At 70.4% G+C, this 17,205-nt stretch carries 15 protein-coding genes; 4 read left to right on the top strand and 11 right to left on the bottom strand.

Going from position 1 to position 17,205, the window contains the following annotated elements; translation table 11 throughout:
- Nucleotides 1-361 precede the first annotated feature (361 nt).
- Nucleotides 362-2,614 carry an EAL domain-containing protein gene (locus IEY33_RS11325; protein WP_188963388.1) on the top strand — a complete coding sequence of 751 codons (2,253 nt, stop codon included), beginning with the start codon at nucleotides 362-364 and terminating at the stop codon, nucleotides 2,612-2,614.
- Nucleotides 2,615-2,984: 370 nt separating this feature from the next.
- On the opposite strand, the gene IEY33_RS11320 is transcribed toward IEY33_RS11325, so the two are convergent.
- From IEY33_RS11320 to IEY33_RS11290, 7 genes are all read right to left on the bottom strand, one after another.
- Nucleotides 2,985-3,503 (bottom strand): hypothetical protein, encoded by a 519-nt coding sequence (locus IEY33_RS11320; protein WP_188963387.1) that lies wholly within the window; start codon nucleotides 3,501-3,503, stop codon nucleotides 2,985-2,987.
- 270 nt (nucleotides 3,504-3,773) lie between these two features.
- Nucleotides 3,774-6,860, bottom strand: a complete 3,087-nt coding sequence (locus IEY33_RS11315; protein ID WP_229670957.1) for a winged helix-turn-helix domain-containing protein — start codon at nucleotides 6,858-6,860, stop codon at nucleotides 3,774-3,776.
- Nucleotides 6,861-6,907: 47 nt separating this feature from the next.
- Entirely contained in the window at nucleotides 6,908-7,636 is a 729-nt protein-coding gene (locus tag IEY33_RS11310) for an ABC transporter ATP-binding protein (RefSeq protein WP_188963386.1), read from the bottom strand.
- On the bottom strand, nucleotides 7,633-8,463 hold the full coding sequence (locus IEY33_RS11305; protein ID WP_229670956.1) for an ABC transporter ATP-binding protein: 831 nt from the start codon (nucleotides 8,461-8,463) through the stop codon (nucleotides 7,633-7,635). Before IEY33_RS11305 ends, IEY33_RS11310 begins: the two co-directional genes overlap by 4 nt.
- The gene (locus IEY33_RS11300) at nucleotides 8,460-9,434 is read right to left on the bottom strand and encodes a branched-chain amino acid ABC transporter permease (RefSeq protein ID WP_229670955.1); all 975 of its coding nucleotides are present in this window, start codon (nucleotides 9,432-9,434) and stop codon (nucleotides 8,460-8,462) included. The genes IEY33_RS11305 and IEY33_RS11300 overlap by 4 nt, the downstream gene beginning before the upstream one ends.
- Entirely contained in the window at nucleotides 9,431-10,291 is an 861-nt protein-coding gene (locus IEY33_RS11295) for a branched-chain amino acid ABC transporter permease (protein ID WP_188963385.1), read from the bottom strand. The genes IEY33_RS11300 and IEY33_RS11295 overlap by 4 nt, the downstream gene beginning before the upstream one ends.
- Before the next feature lie 121 nt (nucleotides 10,292-10,412).
- Nucleotides 10,413-11,573, bottom strand: coding sequence for an ABC transporter substrate-binding protein (locus tag IEY33_RS11290; protein WP_188963384.1), 1,161 nt, complete (start codon nucleotides 11,571-11,573; stop codon nucleotides 10,413-10,415).
- Between the two features lie 265 nt (nucleotides 11,574-11,838).
- On the opposite strand from IEY33_RS11290, the gene IEY33_RS11285 reads away from it, so the two are divergent.
- The 3 genes from IEY33_RS11285 to IEY33_RS11275 all read left to right on the top strand — a co-directional run bounded on the left by IEY33_RS11285 (nucleotide 11,839) and on the right by IEY33_RS11275 (nucleotide 14,172).
- Nucleotides 11,839-12,843: an alpha/beta fold hydrolase gene (locus IEY33_RS11285; RefSeq protein WP_229670954.1), complete on the top strand. Its 1,005-nt coding sequence runs from the start codon at nucleotides 11,839-11,841 to the stop codon at nucleotides 12,841-12,843.
- Nucleotides 12,840-13,583: an alpha/beta fold hydrolase gene (locus IEY33_RS11280; RefSeq protein WP_188963383.1), complete on the top strand. Its 744-nt coding sequence runs from the start codon at nucleotides 12,840-12,842 to the stop codon at nucleotides 13,581-13,583. Before IEY33_RS11285 ends, IEY33_RS11280 begins: the two co-directional genes overlap by 4 nt.
- 256 nt (nucleotides 13,584-13,839) lie before the next feature.
- Nucleotides 13,840-14,172 carry a hypothetical protein gene (locus tag IEY33_RS11275; RefSeq protein WP_188963382.1) on the top strand — a complete coding sequence of 111 codons (333 nt, stop codon included), beginning with the start codon at nucleotides 13,840-13,842 and terminating at the stop codon, nucleotides 14,170-14,172.
- 152 nt (nucleotides 14,173-14,324) lie between these two features.
- Here the strand turns inward: IEY33_RS11275 and IEY33_RS19310 are convergent, their stop codons facing one another.
- The 4 genes from IEY33_RS19310 to IEY33_RS11255 all read right to left on the bottom strand — a co-directional run bounded on the left by IEY33_RS19310 (nucleotide 14,325) and on the right by IEY33_RS11255 (nucleotide 16,937).
- Nucleotides 14,325-16,007: a hypothetical protein gene (locus IEY33_RS19310; RefSeq protein ID WP_229670953.1), complete on the bottom strand. Its 1,683-nt coding sequence runs from the start codon at nucleotides 16,005-16,007 to the stop codon at nucleotides 14,325-14,327.
- Between the two features lie 185 nt (nucleotides 16,008-16,192).
- Nucleotides 16,193-16,426: a hypothetical protein gene (locus tag IEY33_RS11265; protein WP_188963381.1), complete on the bottom strand. Its 234-nt coding sequence runs from the start codon at nucleotides 16,424-16,426 to the stop codon at nucleotides 16,193-16,195.
- Nucleotides 16,420-16,668: a hypothetical protein gene (locus IEY33_RS11260; RefSeq protein WP_188963380.1), complete on the bottom strand. Its 249-nt coding sequence runs from the start codon at nucleotides 16,666-16,668 to the stop codon at nucleotides 16,420-16,422. Before IEY33_RS11260 ends, IEY33_RS11265 begins: the two co-directional genes overlap by 7 nt.
- 119 nt (nucleotides 16,669-16,787) lie before the next feature.
- On the bottom strand, nucleotides 16,788-16,937 hold the full coding sequence (locus IEY33_RS11255) for a hypothetical protein (protein WP_188963379.1): 150 nt from the start codon (nucleotides 16,935-16,937) through the stop codon (nucleotides 16,788-16,790).
- Nucleotides 16,938-17,205: the final 268 nt, after the last annotated feature.

Below are 17,205 nucleotides of genomic sequence, written 5' to 3'. Positions count from 1 at the left end.
CCCCCGCAGGCGATGCTCTGCCCAGACAGAGCCGCCGTCGCTGTCCCCGGCGTCCCTGAATCCGGATCAACACCGGATCAGACGGCCCGCTCGCGTCTCGGTCCGGCCATGACCGCGGTCCTGCACAAAGGCGGCCACCCGGTCTCGGCTTCTCCGGCAACACGATGTTTTCTGCAATTCAGCAGCGTGTTCACACCCGGGACATCTGAGGAACCTGCAGCAGACACGGAACTCACCGGCTGACGCGCCCAGGGACCGGAACCGAGCTTGAGCGATGGTTCATGTCGGAAATTTTGGAGACGGTGCGGCTGGACGGTCAGTACACTTCATCCACTGAACGTTTGTTCGCGTCAGGAGGCGCATGTCGATCACCGCTCTGTCCAGCTTTCTGCGCCTCCGGTCACGTTCTTTACGGCAGCAGGCACTGCTGTTGATTCTCGCGATCGTCATTCCGACGTTCCTGCTGCAGGTGGTGCTCGTTCCTGACCTGCTCCTGCGGCGCTTCGCGTCGCTCGAACAGCGGCAGCTTTCCCTGATGAAAGCGGCGCTGGGCCGCGATTACGACCGGGAGGAGGCGCGGCTGCAGGCCTTCACGCAGAACTTCTCGACGTGGAGTGACACGTACCGTTTCGCCGAAGGTCGCAATCCGTCGTACCTGAGTTCGGCGCTGGTACCGAGCACCTTCGCGGGTGGGCACGTGTCGGTGTGGGGCGTCACGGACCGCGCCGGTCTGCTGCTGTCTTCAGCGACGTACGGTCCAGCGGGGATCGTGGCAGACGTCGCAGGTCAGCAACTCGTCCGGACCCTGCTCGGCACCCTGCCGTCAGGACCCGTGAGACCGGTGTCGGGTGTGGTGCAGGTGGGAGAAAAGTTCTACCTCCTGGCGGCGCGGCCGATCACACGGGATGACGGCAGCGGGTTCGCGGGACGGTTCCTGTTCGCGCGGCTGTTGACGCCGGCGGCGCTTGCCGAGATCACGTCGCTGGGGCCGGACAGCCAGGTCACGCTGGGCGGCCCATCCCGGGGCCCGGTACCGGTGCAGCGGGCCCAAGCGGCACTGACGTTCCCGTTGAGTGCGCCGGACGGTCGGACATCGGCGCTGCTGCATGTCACGATCGAGCGGCCACTGCAGGAAGCGGGACGTCAGGTGACGTTCCAGCTGCTGTTCATCACGGCGTTGAGTGCGGTGATCGCGCTGCTGCTGGGAACGACGTTCGTTCGCCGGCGGGTGCTGCAGGTGGTGGAGCGGTATGACGCCGGGATTCGCCGGATGCAACGGGAACCGACATACCGCCTGCAGGTGCACGCGCAGGACGAACTGGGGCGCCTGGCAGGCACCGTGAACGACCTCAGCGACCGGCAGCACCGGCAATACCTGGAGATTCAGTCGCTGCACCTGCGAGACGGGCTGACGGGCCTGCTCAACCGGACGGGGCTGACGCGCGCGGCGGAAGAGGGAGCGGCGGTGAGTGCCGTGATGGTGCAGGTCGCGAACCTCGACGGGATGGGGGCCGTGTACGGCGCAGCATGGGCGGACCGGCTGGTGGTGGAGCTCGCCGCGCGGCTCCGTGAAGAGATCCCGGACGTCCTGTGCGCGCGGCTGCGGTCCGATACGTTCGCGCTGCTGGGCACGCGACTGCTGGGGGAATTCGGGGCGGTGCAGGCGGCGGTGGCGCGGCCGTACTCGATGAACACCGGGGCGGTGCAGGTGCGCCTGATCTGGGGGCAGGCGGAAGCGGAGGCGCCGTCGACGGCGGAACATCTGCTCAGCTGCGCGGAACTGGCACTTCAGGAAGCGCGTGACGCGGGCGTGGTCTACCGCCAGTACACCCAGGAAACGCGGGAGCGGCTGGAGCGGCGCCGGATTCTGGAGGAGGGGCTGCGGACCATGACGGACGAGACGTTCGCGCTGCAGTACCAGCCGGTGGTGGACATGAACGGTCAGGTGCCGGTCTCGTTCGAGGCGCTGCTGCGCTGGACGCACCCGCTGCTGGGTGCGGTGTCGCCGGTGGAATTCATTCCGCTGGCGGAACGCGGGGGGTACATCTACGCGCTGGGGCAGTGGGTGCTGCGGCGGGCGATCCGCGACCTGCTGCGTGCCGACCGGCCGGGATTGAAGGTGAACGTCAATGTGAGTCCGCTCCAGCTGCTCAATCCGGCGTTCGCGGAAGACACGTTGGCGCTGGTGAGGTCTGCGGGCCTGCCGACCGAGTGTCTGGTGCTGGAGGTGACGGAGAGTGCGGTGCTGGAGGACGTGGGGCTGGCGACGGCGCATCTCACGGCGCTCCGGGCGGCGGGAGTGCAGGTGGCGCTGGACGACTTCGGGACAGGATACTCGAGTCTGTCGCTGCTGTCGCGCCTGCCGATCGACGTGATCAAGTTCGACCGGGCGTTCCTGTCGGAGGCGTTGACCGAGCGGGCCGCGCGGACGGTACTGACGCAGTCGGTGGCAATGGCGATGCAGCTGGGGTTGCCGGTGGTGGCGGAGGGCATCGAGAACCTCGACACGCTCCTGCTGCTGCGGGACCTGGGGGTGCGGTTCGGGCAGGGGTACCTGTTCGGGCGGCCGGCACCGTTCGAGGCGTCGCTCGGCCGGGCGGGCGACAACGCGTGACGCTGCGGGCGTTGTTCCTGAATCGCGCGTGCTGGGGGCGTTGACGTACCCGCTTGGACTGGTGACGCCATTGCGGAGGTACCGGCCCGCTGGGATGGGGTAGCGCGGCTGCCGTTCGCGGGAATGGGGGCAGTATTGATGGCCTCGGGGATGAAAGGCGTCCAGCCACCCGTGGAGCACGTTCCCAGCATGGAAGGCGTGCTTCGGCTTGTTCGGCGGACTGATGTGGTTTCGATCCGATTCCAGTGCTGCCGGGAACCGCGAAGGCATTCCGTCCACCTCCTCTACGCCGTCCCTGCCCGTGCTCACGGCCGTGCGGCGACTGTGCGCCGCGCTCGACTGGACTCCAGGCCATCAGCTCAACACCGTCTCACCTGACTCTGGTGAGTTTGCAGGTCTGCTGACCGGTCAGCGTTCCTTTCTCGATGTATGCCTGAGTGACCGGACTGGCCAGTGCGCCCTCTACCGCCGAGTCGTTGCTGAAGAGCCCGCTCTGCTGGACGTCCAGCTGATTGACCGGATTCCGGACGATACAGAGCTTTATGGTCGTGAGCGACGCGTCTGCACCAAGCCGGGCCTGAAAGGCGGCGATGTATGCAGGATCGCTGTCGGCCGGAGCGTAAAAGAAGGAGTCGAGGGTGGAAATGCCCCCCGGGAGTGTCTGCACGTCACGTTCGAAACCCACGCTCTTTCCGTACCGTTTCGGCTGGCCGACCGTGACCTCGGTCGGCGGGGTGCTGAGGCCCTCCGCCGTGTCGGTAGAGAGCGTCCACACCTGACCAGGGGCCAGAATCGGAGTCGTGAGATCACCCTGCGCCGTTGTGGCCGCCGGAGCGCACGCGGAGAGGAGGGCCAGACCGGCGACGAGAGACCACATCGAGAGCTTCATGGCACCAGGATAGAGGCGGCGTGAACGGTCGGGGGACGCAAGTTCGGTGCCCCGGGCCCCCGCGTCTTCCCCGGTCGCGCTGCCGCACCGCGAGACGCTCCACCCCTCGCGGCAAGGCGTGACCGCCGGAATGAACTGCAGGCGTCCCCTCACGCGTTCCAGGCCGGTGCCGCGCCTGCCTTTCCGGCACCGGGCGACCGCCGGCACCATCCACGGCATCTCGGAGCGGGCCAGGCATCACAACCTGGAGACCTGCGGGAACCGGCCGGTTCAGGGTCCCGTCAGGGCGCGGTGCAGGGCCGCCGTCTCCGGGAGCGGCGTGAGGTCCAGCAGTGCCAGGGCCGCTTCGAGGGCGCGGTACGTGCGGGTGACGGCGGCCATGTGACCGGCCGCGTGTGCGGCGCGCATCTGCAGGCGGGCCGCCGGTTCGTGGGCCGGATCGAGGGTCAGGGCACGTGCCGCGGCCCGCTGCGCTGCGGCCGACTCGCCCACCTGGAAGGCCAGGGCGGCCTCGGCAGCCAGGGCGTCCGGCAGTTGCGCCGAGTAGCGGGCCGCGGCGTCCTGCACCTGCGGCAGCGGCACGTCGGCGAGCGCGTCCGGCAGGGCCAGCAGGCCGTCCAGGCGTCCCGGTGTCCCGGCGGGCGCGGCGAGGAGGGCCCACGCGGCGTGCAGGTCGACCGTCAGGTCCGGCGAGACGCGCAGGCGCAGCCACTCGCCGCGTTCGAGGAAGGTGCCGCTCACTGCGCCGTCCTCGAGCACCTGTCCGAGGGCGTGCAGCGTGACGCGGAAGTTGCGTTCCGCGACCGGCACTTCCGCGTCCGGGAAGAGGGCGTCCTGCGCCTCGTCGCGTGCCAGTCCGGCCGGGTGGAGGGCCAGCAGGGCGAGCAGGTCGCGGGCCTTCGCGCGGCCCCATTCGCGGCTCTCCCGGCCGTCCCGCTGCACGCTGACGCGGCCGCCCAGCACCTGGACCTTCACCTCGAAGCCCGGCACGTCCTGCCTGCACGGCACGCGCGGGTACCCGAGGTCGCGGGCGATCCCCGTGAAGTGGTCCGGACCGCCGGGCACCCCGGCCGCGAGGGACGCGAGCAGGGCGGCCCGGCGCGCCCGTTCCGGGAACGGGGAGAGCAGCGAGGGACGCGACAGCAGGAACGGGTACGCCAGCACCGCCGCGCGCGCCTGCCCGGCGTGCTCTTCCCGGCAGGCGGCACTGGTGTGCTCGTCCTGCGGCCCGCCGGGGGCGTGCAGGGCGGCGTACTGCGCGAGGTGGGTGGCCGCCAGCCCGAAGCGGTCCCCGACCGTCCCGAACAGGTCCGCCGCCCGCTGCAGGTGCGGGCGGGCCGCGTCCGGCCGCCCGCCCTGCAGCTGCCCCAGCCCGGCCGCCAGGGTCAGCAGGCCCGCCATGTAGCGGTCCCCGCCGCTGCGCAGCAGCGCGTCCTGCAGCTGCAGGTCCGCGCCGGCCGCGTCGCCCGTGCGGGCCGCGAGGACCGTCAGGCCCAGCAGCGGCTCCACCTGCAGGCGTCCCGTCACGCCGGTCGCCAGGGCGTAGGCGTCCCGGTAGGCGCCCGCCGCGCCGCTGCTGTCGCCCTGCACGAGCAGGGCGTGCCCGAGCCGGGCGAGCGCGAGGCCCTGCACGAAGGGACTCTCCAGCCGCTCGCCCTCCGCGAGGCCCTCGCGGGCGTGCGTTTCCGCGCCTCGCCCGTCTCCGAGCAGCGCCTGCAGGAAGCTCAGCAGCAGCAGGCCCTCGCGGTGGTTCTGCGCGGCGCGCGCCCCGCCGGACTCGCCGCGGGCGGCCTGCAGGGCGAGCGGGAGGGCCGCCGTGAGCTGCCCGGACCGCAGCAGGGCGCGGGCGCCGGTCGCCAGGGCCGGATCGAGCGCCAGCGCCTCGGCCAGCTGTCCAGCGTTCAGGAGGTTCTCGGCCTGCATGCGCCGCAACGTGACGGCCGTCCCGGGCCGTTCCGGCGTTCCGGCCCCGGCGGTCAGCTCGGCGGCCGTCTCGAGCGGCGCCCACGCCAGGGCCGGCTGCACGGTGTCGAGCGCGACCCGCGCTTCTCCCAGCGCCCGCTGCAGCGGCCCGGCGTGCGCGTACCGGGCGAGCGCCTCGGCGTACCGTGAGGAGGCGCGCAACGCGTCGCCGGACAGCGCGTACAGGTCCGGAGTCCACTCGCCGAGCGGCACGGCGTTCAGGCTGCGCTGCACGAGCTGCGTGCGGCCCTGCGCCAGCCACGCCTGCCCGTGCCGGGCGAGCAGCGCCGCGGCACGCCCGTGCTGCCCGGCCTGCAGGTGCGCGGCCATGGCGCGGCGGGGCCGGCCCGTCTCCTCGAAGTACGCGGCGCCGCGCGCCGCGAGCCGCGTGACCTCCCCGGGCGGCAGCTGCGAGCGCAGGTGCGCGCGCAGCAGCGGATGCGCGCGGTACCCGTCCCCCACCCGCGTCAGGAAGGTGCCGCTGCCGGCCAGCGCGTCGAGCAGCAGCCCCGCCTGCTCCTGCTGCAGCACGCTGACGAGCAGTCCGGCCGTGAGTTCCTCGAAGACGCTGCCCTGCGTGAGCAGCGTCCGCAACGCCGGATCGAGCGGCCCGAGCACCTCCTGCGCGAGGTACGTGAAGAGCGACGTGAGCGGCGCCTCCGCGAAGGCCGGACCGCCGCTCAGTTCATCCAGCGCCGACAGGTGCAGCCGACCCTGCCCGGCCGCCTGCATCAGGAACCGCACCGCGATCGGCCAGCCCTCCGTGACGGCGTGCGCCACCCGGACCTCCGCGGGCGTGAGCGTCACGCCCTGCGTGGCGGCCAGCGCCGCGACCTCCGCCGGAGTGAAGGCCAGGTCCGCCACCGACAGGCGCCGCAGTTCCCCCGCCGCCTCCAGACGCGTCAGGTCCGCCGACGCGAGCGGCAGGCGCGACAGCAGCACCACCCGCGCCCCGCCGCCCGGCGGGCCGAGCAGGCGACCCAGCACCTCCGACACCAGCGGGTGCGCGAGATGCTGCGCCTCGTCGATCACCAAAGTCGCGCCGACACGTTCCAGCAGGTCCCCCAGCCGCGCCGCGACCAGCCGGGGCGTCGCGCCCGCGTCCAGCAGCGCCGCCACCCGGAAGCCGTCCTCCAGCGCCTCGGCGGCCAGTGCGAGACCCGCCGCGAGCACCTGCGGGTCCGCGTCGTCCGCGTCGAGGGTCAGCCAGCACAGCGGTCCCGGCAGGGCCGCCAGGGCCGTGGTCTTGCCGTACCCGGCCGGGGCGACCACCACGCCCACCCGCGCCGCGCCCAGCAGGTCCGTCACGCGCAGGCGCGGCAGGACGCCCCGCACGTTCGGCGGGCGCGTCCGGCGCTGCGAGGTCAGGTCGCGCCAGGAAGGCTGCAGGGTCACGCGCCCATGCTAGTGCAGACCCCGCACGTCCGGAGGCACGGCCGTCGTCACAGGGCGAGGTAGGCGGCCCGGACGGCCGGGTCCGCCAGCAGGTCCGCGCCGCTGCCCTCGCGGACCACCTGACCGTTCTCCAGCACGTAACCGCGGTGCGCGAGCCGCAGGCTCAGCGAGACGTTCTGCTCGACGAGCACCACCGTCACCCCGTCCGCGTTCACGGCCTGCAGCGCCGAGAAGACCGTCTGCGTCATGCGCGGCGACAGGCCCAGGCTCGGCTCGTCCACCACCAGCACGCTCGGCAGGCTCATCAGGGCGCGTCCCACCGCCACCATCTGCTGCTCACCGCCCGACAGGGTGCCGGCCAGCTGCAGCGCGCGCTCCTGCAGGCGCGGGAAGAGATCGTACACCCGCGCGAGCGTGCGTTCCGCCGCCGCGCGCGCGTCCGGGCGCATCGCCGCGCCGAGCATCAGGTTCTCGCGCACCGTCATCTGCGCGAACAGTTCCCGGCCCTCCGGGACGTGCCCGAGCCCGGCCGCCACGATCTCGCTCGGCGCGGCGCGCGTCACGTCCCGCCCGCCCAGCACGATCCGTCCCGCCTGAGGCCGCACCACACCGCTCACGGCCCGCAGCGTGGTCGTCTTGCCGGCCCCGTTCGCGCCGACGATCGCCACGAACTCGCCCGGCGCGGCGTGCAGGTTCACGTCCCACAGCACCTGCACCTTGCCGTACCCGGCAGCGACGCCCTCCACCGACAGCGCCTGCCCGCGCGGCCCGGTCACGCGCGCACCGTCCCGGCAGGCGCGTCCCCCGCCCCCGTCTCCCCCAGCGCCGCACCGAGTTCCGCGTCGCTGCCCAGGTAGGCGGCCACCACCTGCGGGTGCGCCGTCACCTCCCGGTACGTGCCCTGCGCCAGCACCTGCCCCTGATCCATCACCACCACCCGGTCCGCCAGGTCACGCACGACCGGCATGATGTGCTCGATGAACAGCACGCTCACCCCCGACTCCCGCACGGACCGGACGAGCGCCACGGCCTCCTGCGCCTCGGCGGGCCGCAGGCCCGCCATCACCTCATCGAGCAGCAGCACCTTCGGCTGCGTCGCCAGGGCGCGCGTCACCTCCAGCCGCTTGTCCTGCAGCAGCGTCAACTCGTGCGCCGGACGGTCCGCCTGCGCGGCGAGCCCCGTCCGGACGAGCAGACTCCACGCCAGTTCACGCGCCTGCGGGAGACGCATCCCGGGCGTCCCGAACAGCGCCCCCACCGTCACGTTCTCGTGCACCGTCATCTCCCCGAACGGCCGCACGATCTGGAAGGCCCGCCCCAGCCCCGCGTGACAGCGCGCCTCCATGCTGGCACGGGTCACGTCCCGCCCCAGCAGCGTGAGCCGCCCCGCCGACGGGCGGTACACGCCGGACAGCAGGTTCAGCAGCGTCGTCTTGCCCGCCCCGTTCGGCCCGATCACCGCCAGGATCTCCCCGGCGTACACGCTGAAGCTCACGTCCTGCACCGCCCTGAGCCCCCCGAAGTGCCGGCTCAGGCCGTCCGCGCGCAGCACCGTCTCCGCCGCGCTCCCCTCCCGCCCGGAGGCCGGCGCGGGCCGCGTCACAGTTCGCTCCCGCTGCGGCCCCGGCGCAGCAGCCCCATCAGACCGCGCGGCAGCCACAGAATGCTCAGCATCAGCACCAGACCGTACACGACCAGCGACCCGTTCTGCACCGCGCGGTGCAGCAGTTCCTCCGCCACGCGCAGCACCGCCGCGCCCAGCACCGGCCCGAGCGTGGTGTACAGCCCGCCGAAGATCGAGGTGGTGAGCGGCGCGATGGAGTTCGCGAGACTGAAGGTCTCCAGCGGATTGATGAAGAAGGTCTTCCCGGCGAACAGCACCCCGCCCAGCGACGCCAGCACCGAACTCAGGAAGAACGCGAGCAGCTTGTAGCGCGCGACCGGCACGCCCAGCACCCGCGCCGTCTCCTCCCCCTGCCGGATCGCCGCGAACGCGTGATGCCAGCGGCTCAGGCTCACTGCGAGGCTCACGAGAACCGTCAGGGTCAGCAGCGCCAGCGCCAGCAGGTACTGCCCGCGCGCCTGCCCACCCAGCAGGGCCGGGACGAGCAGTCCCGTCGCGCCGCCCGCCACCGACTCCGGCAGGTTCTGAATCACGGTCCGGACGACCTCCGTGAAGGCCAGCGTCGCGATCGCGAAGTACATGCCGCTCAGGCGCAGCGTCACCACGCCCAGCAGCACGCTCACCGCCCCGGCGAGCAGCGCCGCGCCCGGCATGGCTAGGCCCCACGGCACCCCGGCGCGCAGCAGCAGCGCGTACCCGTACGCCCCCAGCCCGTAGAAGGCCGCGTGCGCCAGGCTCACCTGACCGCTGCGGGCCAGCAGGTCCCACGACAGCGCCAGGATGCCCGACACCAGCATGAAGAACCCGATCTGCAGCAGGTAGTCCGCCTGATCGCCCAGCGGCAGGAACGGAAAGGCCAGCGCCAGCAGCAGGAACGCGGCCAGCAGCGTCAACGACCGCCCCCGGGACGACGCCCGCGCCGCCCCGCCCGGCCTCGGCACGGCGCTCACCGCGCCCCCCGGAAGGACCGCAGCACCAGCGTCCCGAAGATCATCAGGAAGAACACCGCGTCGCTCCAGCCGCCGCCGCCCGGCACGTACGTCTGCACCAGCGCCTCCGACACGCCCAGCAGCGCCGACGCCCACAGCACGCCCGTCAGATTCCCGAGGCCCGCCATCACGATGATCGCGAACGCCTTCAGCGCGAACACCAGCCCCACCGCCGGCGACGCGAACAGCAGCACGCACACCAGCACCCCCGCCACCGCCGCCAGCGCGCAACTCACGCTGAACGCGATCAGGTACACCCGGTCGACGTTGATGCCGATCAGCTGCGCGCCCCGGCGGTTCTGCGCCACCGCCCGCATCTGCCGCCCGAGATCCGTCCGGTACAGCACCGCGTACAGCGCGCCCAGCACCACGGCCGCCAGCGCGAACGCCACGGCCTTCGGCCCGCCGATGCTGAGCGCCCCCAGCTGCAGACTGCTCGCCTGATACGGCGTGCTGACGGTCCGGGTGTTCCCGCCGAGCAGCATCAGCGCCAGGTTCTGCAGCAGGATGCCGAGCCCGAAGGTGAGCAGCATCTGGTTGAGTTCCGGCGCGAGCAGCACGTGCCGGATGCTGACCCGGTACGTGAACGCCCCGACCGCGAACACCGCGGCCGCCACCAGCGGCATGGCCAGCAGCGGATCGACGCCCAGGTACGTGCTGGCCGCCCACGCCAGGAACGCCCCGATCATCAGGAACTCCCCGTGCGCGAAGTTGACGATGCCCAGCACGCCCACCGCCAGTGCCAGCCCGGACGCCACCAGGGCGTACAGGCCGCTCTGCAGCAGGCCGTTGAGCAGGGTTTGAAGGAAGAGGTCCATACAGTCTCCAGAAGGTGAGGGGCGCGGCACTCAGGCGCGGCGTCCGGCGGGAAGGGCGGCACCTTCCCGCCGGATCACGGGTCGGCGAGCGGCCCCGGCATCAGCCCGGGGCCAGCCCGGATCAGCGGCCGTACACCATCGGCTTCTGTGCGGACTTGATCGGGAAGACCGGCACGCGCGCGTCCCCCTGGAACTGGAAGTGCAGCCAGTTCCCGGCCTTGAAGCCCTGGTACTGCGTCTTGTTGCTGCGGCTGAAGGTCAGCGGACCGAACGGCGTCGGCACGTTCGTCTTCGCGAGTTCCGCCGCCACCGCGTCCTTGTCGGTGCTGCCCGCCCGGTTGATCGCCGCGGCCAGCGTCTTGAGGTTCACGTACGCGAGCGGCGCGAAGTACTCCTCCGTCACCGTCCCGAACTTCGCCTTGTACGCCGCCACGAACTTGCGGCTCTCCGCCTGCGGACTGCCCGGCAGCCACAGGCTCAGCCCGGCGACATTGTCCGCCAGGGCGTTCTTCTCGAAGCCGACCGGCCAGCTGGGCGGCGTGCCGTACAGCAGCCCGAGCTTCAGGTTCTGCTGCCGGATCTCCGTCGCGAGCGGCAGGGCGTCCGTGTCGTACCCGATCCAGTACAGGATGTCCGGATTCACGGCCTTGGCCTTGCTGACGAGCGGCCCGAAGTTCCCGCTGCCCGTCTTGAACTTCTCCTGCAGCACCACGTTGAAGCCTGCCTTCCGGAAGGCCGCCACGGTCGCGTCGATGCCCGCCGAGCCGAAGGGGCCGTCCTCGTAGGCGATCGCGATGTTCTTCGCGCCCTTGTACGTCTTCAGGTACCGGAAGTAACTGAGGATCGCCTCGAAGTTGTAGTACGCCCACGGGTGGTAATGGAAGAAGTACTTGTCGTCCGCGAAGGCGTCCTCGACCGGCACGGCCGCCGCGCCGATCCACGCCATGAAGGTGTTGTACTGCTTCGCCGGGCCGGAGATGGCGATGCTGGTGGCGCTGCTCACGCCGCCCGCCATGAAGTCCACCCGGTCCACCGTCACGAGCTTCACGAACTCCGGCACGGCCTTCGCCGGGGCGCTCCCGTCGTCCGCGAACACCACCTCCAGCGGCTTGCCGAGCACGCCGCCCGAACGGTTGATCTCGTCCAGCGCCAGCTGGTACCCGCTCCTCGCGGCCTGACCCGTGACGCTGCTCGCCCCCGACAGGGGAAGCAGCACGCCGACCTTGACCGCACCCGCGCCGGACAGCGCGAGCAGTCCAACCGTCATCAACAGTGTTTTCATAATCGGGGCCACTGTACGGCACGGCGGTTACACCCGTGTTACACCCCGGCACTGTGACGGCCGCGTAACGCGCCCTGGCTACAGTGGCCGGGTGTCAGACGTCCCCTCCACGTCACGTCCATCCAGCTCCACGCCGGCCGGGCCACGGCCCGCCGGGTCAGCGCCGGGCCGGTCAGCTCCCCTCCAGGGCGCGCCTGCCGCGTCCGGCCCGTTCTGGCTGGACGAACGGTCCGCCCTGCATCCCGGCCAAACGCCGGGCGCCTTCGTGCTGCACACCACCCTGCAGCCGTCCGGCGTGCCGCTGCAGCTGGGCGGGCACTGCTGGGGCACGCTGTCCCCGCAGCGCGACAACGCCGTGCTCGTCTGCCATCACTTCACCGGCACCATGCGCGCCGCACGCACGGCCCCCGGGGACGCCCCCGGCTGGTGGGAGAGCCTGATCGGACCGGGCCGCGCCATCGACACCGACCGCTACCACGTCGTGTGCCTGAACACCCCCGCCAACGTGCAGGTCCACGACCCGGCCGTCGTCACGAGCGGCCCCGACACGCCCGGCCCGGACGGACAGCCGTGGGGCGCGGCCTTCCCCGCCTGGGGGTTCGCGGAACTGCACGCGGCGCAACTGGCGCTGCTGCAGGCGCTCGGCGCGCCGCGCTGGCACGCCGTGGCCGGACCGAGCTTCGGCGGCATGCAGGCCCTGCAATGGGCGGCCCGCACGCCGGACCTCGCGCCGCGCGTCGCGGCCATCGTCACCAGCCCATACGCCGGACCGGTCCTGCAGGACGTGTTCGGCCCGCTGCTGCGCGACGTCGCCGCCACCGGCGGCCTGGAAGGCGCCCTGCGGCTCATCACGCTGTTCGGGCTGGGCGCCGACGGGATCGAGCACACCTTCCCCACCGGCACGCTCGGCGCGTACCTGCACGAACGCGCGCGCACCGCGAGCCTCGCGCACATCCACGAAATCGCCCGCGTCGTCGTGACGCACGACCTGCACGGCGTCGCCCCGGCGGATGAGCTGTTCGCCCGCTGGCGGCACAGCGGCCTGCGGCTGCTGACCGCCAACGTCGTCAACGACACCTTCTTCCCCGCCCGCGAGATGGCCGGATTCACCCTGCAGACCCGCGCCGCCGGCGTCGACCACCAGCACATCGAGTACGCGTCCGTCGACGGACACCTCGGCGGGCTGGGCGACACCCTCGCCTTCGCGGACGCCCTGCGCGACCTGCTCGCCACCCCCGCACCCCACGGTGCCCCGGAGGGCACGCCATGACCATCCCGACACCCGAACCTGCTCCAGCCCGGCACCTGATCGCCGTGCACGGCAACTTCGCCTCCGCCGCGTGGTGGGACGACCTTCAGGCCGCCCCGCCGGACGGCTGGACCGTGCACGCCCCCAATCTCCCCGGATTCGCCGGCACCCCGCAGGACGGAGAGGTCAGCGTCCCCCGCTACGCGGCGTGGCTCAACCACTACATCGAGGAGCGCGGCCTCACGCGCCCGGTGCTGCTCGGCCACTCGCTCGGCGGCGCGGTCGTGATGGAGGCCGCCCGCCAGTCGCCCGGCACCTGCGCGGGCCTCGTCCTCGCCGCCAGCGCCCCGCCCGGCGGCCTGATCACCCCGGAAGAGAACTACCCCGTCCTGGACCTGCTGCCCGGCCACGCCGCCCTGCTGGAACTGAGCCTCGCGGCCCTCTTCCCGTCCGGACGGCCCGCCAACTTCGGTCAACTGCTGCACGACGCGGCCCGCATGGCCGCCCCGCTCTACACCGGCAACGCGCGCGCCCTCGCCGCGTGGAGCGTCGACCCGGCCCTGCTGCGCGGCCTGCCGGTCCTCGTGCTCGGCGGGGAACTCGACGCGCTCATCACGCCGCAGATGGTCCGCGCGCACGGCGACGCCCTCGGCGTCCCCGCCCGCATCCTGCCGGGCGTCGGGCACGGCTTCCCGCAGGAAGCCCCGGAGCGCCTGCTGGAGGAACTCCGGCACTTCCTGCCGCGCACCCTGCACGCCTGATCCGGTGTTGAGCTGAACTTCTGGAGTTCAGCCGAGCGGGGCGAGTGCCCACAAGTACGGCTTGCAGGAGATCGAAGCGGGCGAGCGTCCTCATGAGCGCTGATAAGCGTCCTGCAGGGCGCTGCCCTGTCCAGGAAGGGATGTCGGTGCTGTTGCCGCTCAGTAGCGGTCATCTTTGTTCGGCCCCCCAGAGCGGAAATGTTGAAGGGTCGGCGTGGTTACGGTCAGGCAACGAAACGGGCAGTGTTCTGGGTGTGTGACGACTCCAGATCCTGCCCGATTTCACCCGGGTGAAACTCCTCGGCGGTTCAAAGCCCTGAACCCCCACCTGCGCATCGACACCCTGAAGCGCATGGTCGATGTGGTGCAGGCCATGATCACCGGTCAACCCGTCAACCCCAGTGCACTGTGCGCTCACCTGTCAGGCGAGAGTTCGCATGACGCCAAAAAACGCCGTTTAGAACGGGCCTTCCGGGATGAACAGCTGACCGATGACGTCTTCCTGTCGCTGATCCCGTCTCTCCTTCCGGCGGGAACACTGCTGTCGAGCCTTGACCGGACGACCTGGGAACGGGGGACGCTCCGCTGAACCTCCTGGTCCTGGGCATCGTCTTCCTGCACCAGGAGCAGTCTGAGGTCAAGGTGTCCGGTCCTGAGCTGGAATCGGATCAAAACCGTACCAGGACACCTTCCACAAGGCTCACCGAATCTCGGCGAGCCTTGTAGGAATCCCTGGAGCGTTCAGTAACCGGACGGCGACGCCGGGTTGAGCGCAGGTGCAGCCAGGGATGCGAGCGCCTGCGGCTTCAGCGAGGCTGAGACGACCGTGGCAATGGGTGTGGTGTTGATGCGGGCCACGCCGGCGAGCGGCAGGGTGTTGCTCTGATCGTACAGGAAGATGAAGTCGTCGGGGCCTGGGGCGATGACTGAGGCGCAGGCGACGGTCAGGTTGGTCAGTCCGGCCGTGATCTGCGAAGGCCGCAGCGAGGTGCCGGGCTCGGTGTTGTAGTTGCAGTCGACCGCGCCGCCGGTGTTGCGCATGACCGCGCCCATGTTGATCAGGAAGGCATTCTCGACGCTGATTCCTGTGCCGTAGAAGCCGTCCCATTCGCCGATGAAGACGATACGGCCGCCCTCACTCGAGAATGCCTTGAGGGCGTTGATTTCGGCCACCGTGAAGTTCGTCAGTGGGTTCCAGAGGAAGATCACTTTGACACTCTGAGGAATGACTGGAAGTGTAGCCGAAGCGATATCTTGAACGGTATAGCCCTGGGACGTGATGATCGATTTCATGGTCGACAGATACGGGGCCGAGCAGTAACCCTGACAGAAGGTACCGTGACCGAATTCCATCCAGACGGTCTTACTGCTGGCCCTGATGCCCGAGACCGGCGTGTAGTTCACCAGGTTCTGCACCAGCGTGGTGTTGTTGGGATTGCTGTAGGCAGCCCCATCGATGAACGGATTGACGTCGTTGAACACCACCACGTCGGTCCCGGCCGAGGGCGCAATGGTCAGGTCGGGGACCTTGGTGGTGGGCGACCCGGGACGGCCGGAGGTCCGCACCGTGTACACGTCCTGCGCGGTGGTGTTGGTCCGGCCGCAGTTCGTCGGTGGCAGGTTGCGCAGGGTCGCCGCCACCACCGTCGCCGCCCCGCCGTACAGCGTCTGCGCCGCCGCGCACGCCCGCACGGTGTCCGTCTCGAAGGGGTCGGCCGTCTCGCGGTTCTCGGTGTCGGACGTGACCAGCCCGTACCACGTGAACGAATTCAGGTCGTCGCTGGTGCTGTTCGGGTCCTCGTCCGGGTACCGGAAGGCCAGCGTCACCGTGCCGGCCGCCGTGCCGCTCGGCACCAGCCGGGTGCTGGCGTTGGTCTTGCTGCGCGCCACGAAACCGAAGGGGAAGGCGTAGCCGTTGTACGGCGAGCCCGCCATGAAGTTGGCGATCGCCGGTGTGATGGCCGTCTCGGGGTACGCCTGGAAGTCGGCCTGGGCATCGACCACCTGCACCGCACCGCCGATCAGGTCGCGGCGGTGCAGCGGCAGCACCTTGCGCGCCTCCAGGGCCGTGAGCGGCTCGCCGTTGGCCCGGGACGCGGCGGCCAGCGAGGTGTCGCCCAGGCTCCGGAAGCCGCCGGTCACCTTGGCATTGATGCCCAGCAGGGTGAGGTTGCTGCGGGCCGGACCGGTGTTGTTGACGTTCAGCTGCCCGTAGAGGTAGCGCACGTGGTCGGGCCCGGTGAAGGACCCGCGCGCGCCCTGCGTGAACGACAGCGCCCCGGTGCGGGTCAGCGTCTGCGACGCGAGGCCGTCCCCGACCATGGTGGCCTGCACCGAGAAGTCGGCCTGACCGATGTGCTGGAATTCGACCTTGACCACGCCAAGGATCTCGGGCCCGGTGGTCTCGGCGGTGGTCCCCGGCAAGGCCGCCGGACTCTGGGTACCTGATGGTCCGCACGCGGCCAGCGTCAACGCCAGACCGGTGCACAGTATTCCCCGTTTATACCCCATGTTGTCCCCCTGTCTCACTGGCTCTGGACGACGTTGCCGGGCAGGGTGCCAGTCCCGCTGCCTCCGCCTGCCTGTCCTGCGCGTTGCTCCTGCCGAAGTTACCGCCCGTTGATGGCGGGCGTTCTGCAGCCTCTGGTCGTCAGTTCCTGCTCGGTGAAGACATTGTCCGGGGAGTTCCCTGAGACGCTGACGCTGGTGACGGTCAGCTTGCCCTCATTGGAAAAACCCCCACCGACATTGCTGGGATCCGTCACCGTATTCCCCGTGACGCTCGCGCCGGAGAGCACACACTCGGCAGCGGAGAGCGTCTGGTAAGGGCCGGTGATCAGCACTGCAGCACCGCACCGTACGGAGCCTGATGTTCACTGATCGTGCCTCCGCTGGCCGTCATCCTGCCCGCGCTGTGAAGCCGCACGCTGCCGCCCCGTCCATGCCCCCTGACGGTGTTGTTGCCGATCACGCCGCCCTGAACGGTGCTGGCCGCAGTGCTGAGGCTGAACCTACCGCCGGCGTTGACAGCTGTGTTACCGGTAATGGTCCCGCCGACCATCGTCAGGATGGTGCTCACGGTCATCCCGCCACCGCTGTCGCCCACAGTGTTGACGAGTGCAGATCGAAACGGTGGATCAGCGACAGCACAGGAGCATGGCCTGAGCGGTGCGGCCTTCTACACTGTGAACGGGAAAAGCGTGTTCATCCGCCCTGACCGCCACCGAAGCCAGTCCCCGGGAGCGTTCTGGTCAGTTCCCTCCACGCCCCCAGATTGACGAGCTCCGGCGGCTGGTACGTCGCACGCACTGGCACGACTTCCTCCAGTTCCTCGACCTGACGTTCTTCGGTCATGTCTCCCCCCTGTTCCTGCGAGTGAACTCTGCGCGGTATTCGACGATGCGGTCGCCCCGAGGAGACGGCGGGAAGATCAGGACCTGGGGAGGGTGAAAGGCAACTCAGCCGAAGTGTGAGATTCTCCACATCCAGGTCGGGGATGTGGATACTGTAATCTTCATCTGAATTTAAGTCAAACAGAGCCAAACTGTCCGTCGAAGAAGCATAAAAACAATCATAGATTTACGGTTAATCTACACGACTAAAGTGAGTCCAAAAAGTACAG

Source organism: Deinococcus aquiradiocola, from assembly GCF_014646915.1.
GTDB lineage: Bacteria > Deinococcota > Deinococci > Deinococcales > Deinococcaceae > Deinococcus > Deinococcus aquiradiocola.
The sequence above is the reverse complement of the archived record's forward strand: the minus strand, read 5'-3'. Positions and strand labels throughout refer to the sequence as shown.

Coding starts and splice junctions, on each gene's coding strand:
- IEY33_RS11325 (WP_188963388.1), top strand. CDS start 362: ATGTCGATCACCGCTCTGTCCAGCTTTCTGCGCCTCCGGTCACGTTCT.
- IEY33_RS11320 (WP_188963387.1), bottom strand. CDS start 3,503: ATGAAGCTCTCGATGTGGTCTCTCGTCGCCGGTCTGGCCCTCCTCTCC.
- IEY33_RS11295 (WP_188963385.1), bottom strand. CDS start 10,291: ATGGACCTCTTCCTTCAAACCCTGCTCAACGGCCTGCTGCAGAGCGGC.
- IEY33_RS11290 (WP_188963384.1), bottom strand. CDS start 11,573: ATGAAAACACTGTTGATGACGGTTGGACTGCTCGCGCTGTCCGGCGCG.
- IEY33_RS11280 (WP_188963383.1), top strand. CDS start 12,840: ATGACCATCCCGACACCCGAACCTGCTCCAGCCCGGCACCTGATCGCC.
- IEY33_RS11260 (WP_188963380.1), bottom strand. CDS start 16,668: ATGACCGTGAGCACCATCCTGACGATGGTCGGCGGGACCATTACCGGT.
- IEY33_RS11255 (WP_188963379.1), bottom strand. CDS start 16,937: ATGACCGAAGAACGTCAGGTCGAGGAACTGGAGGAAGTCGTGCCAGTG.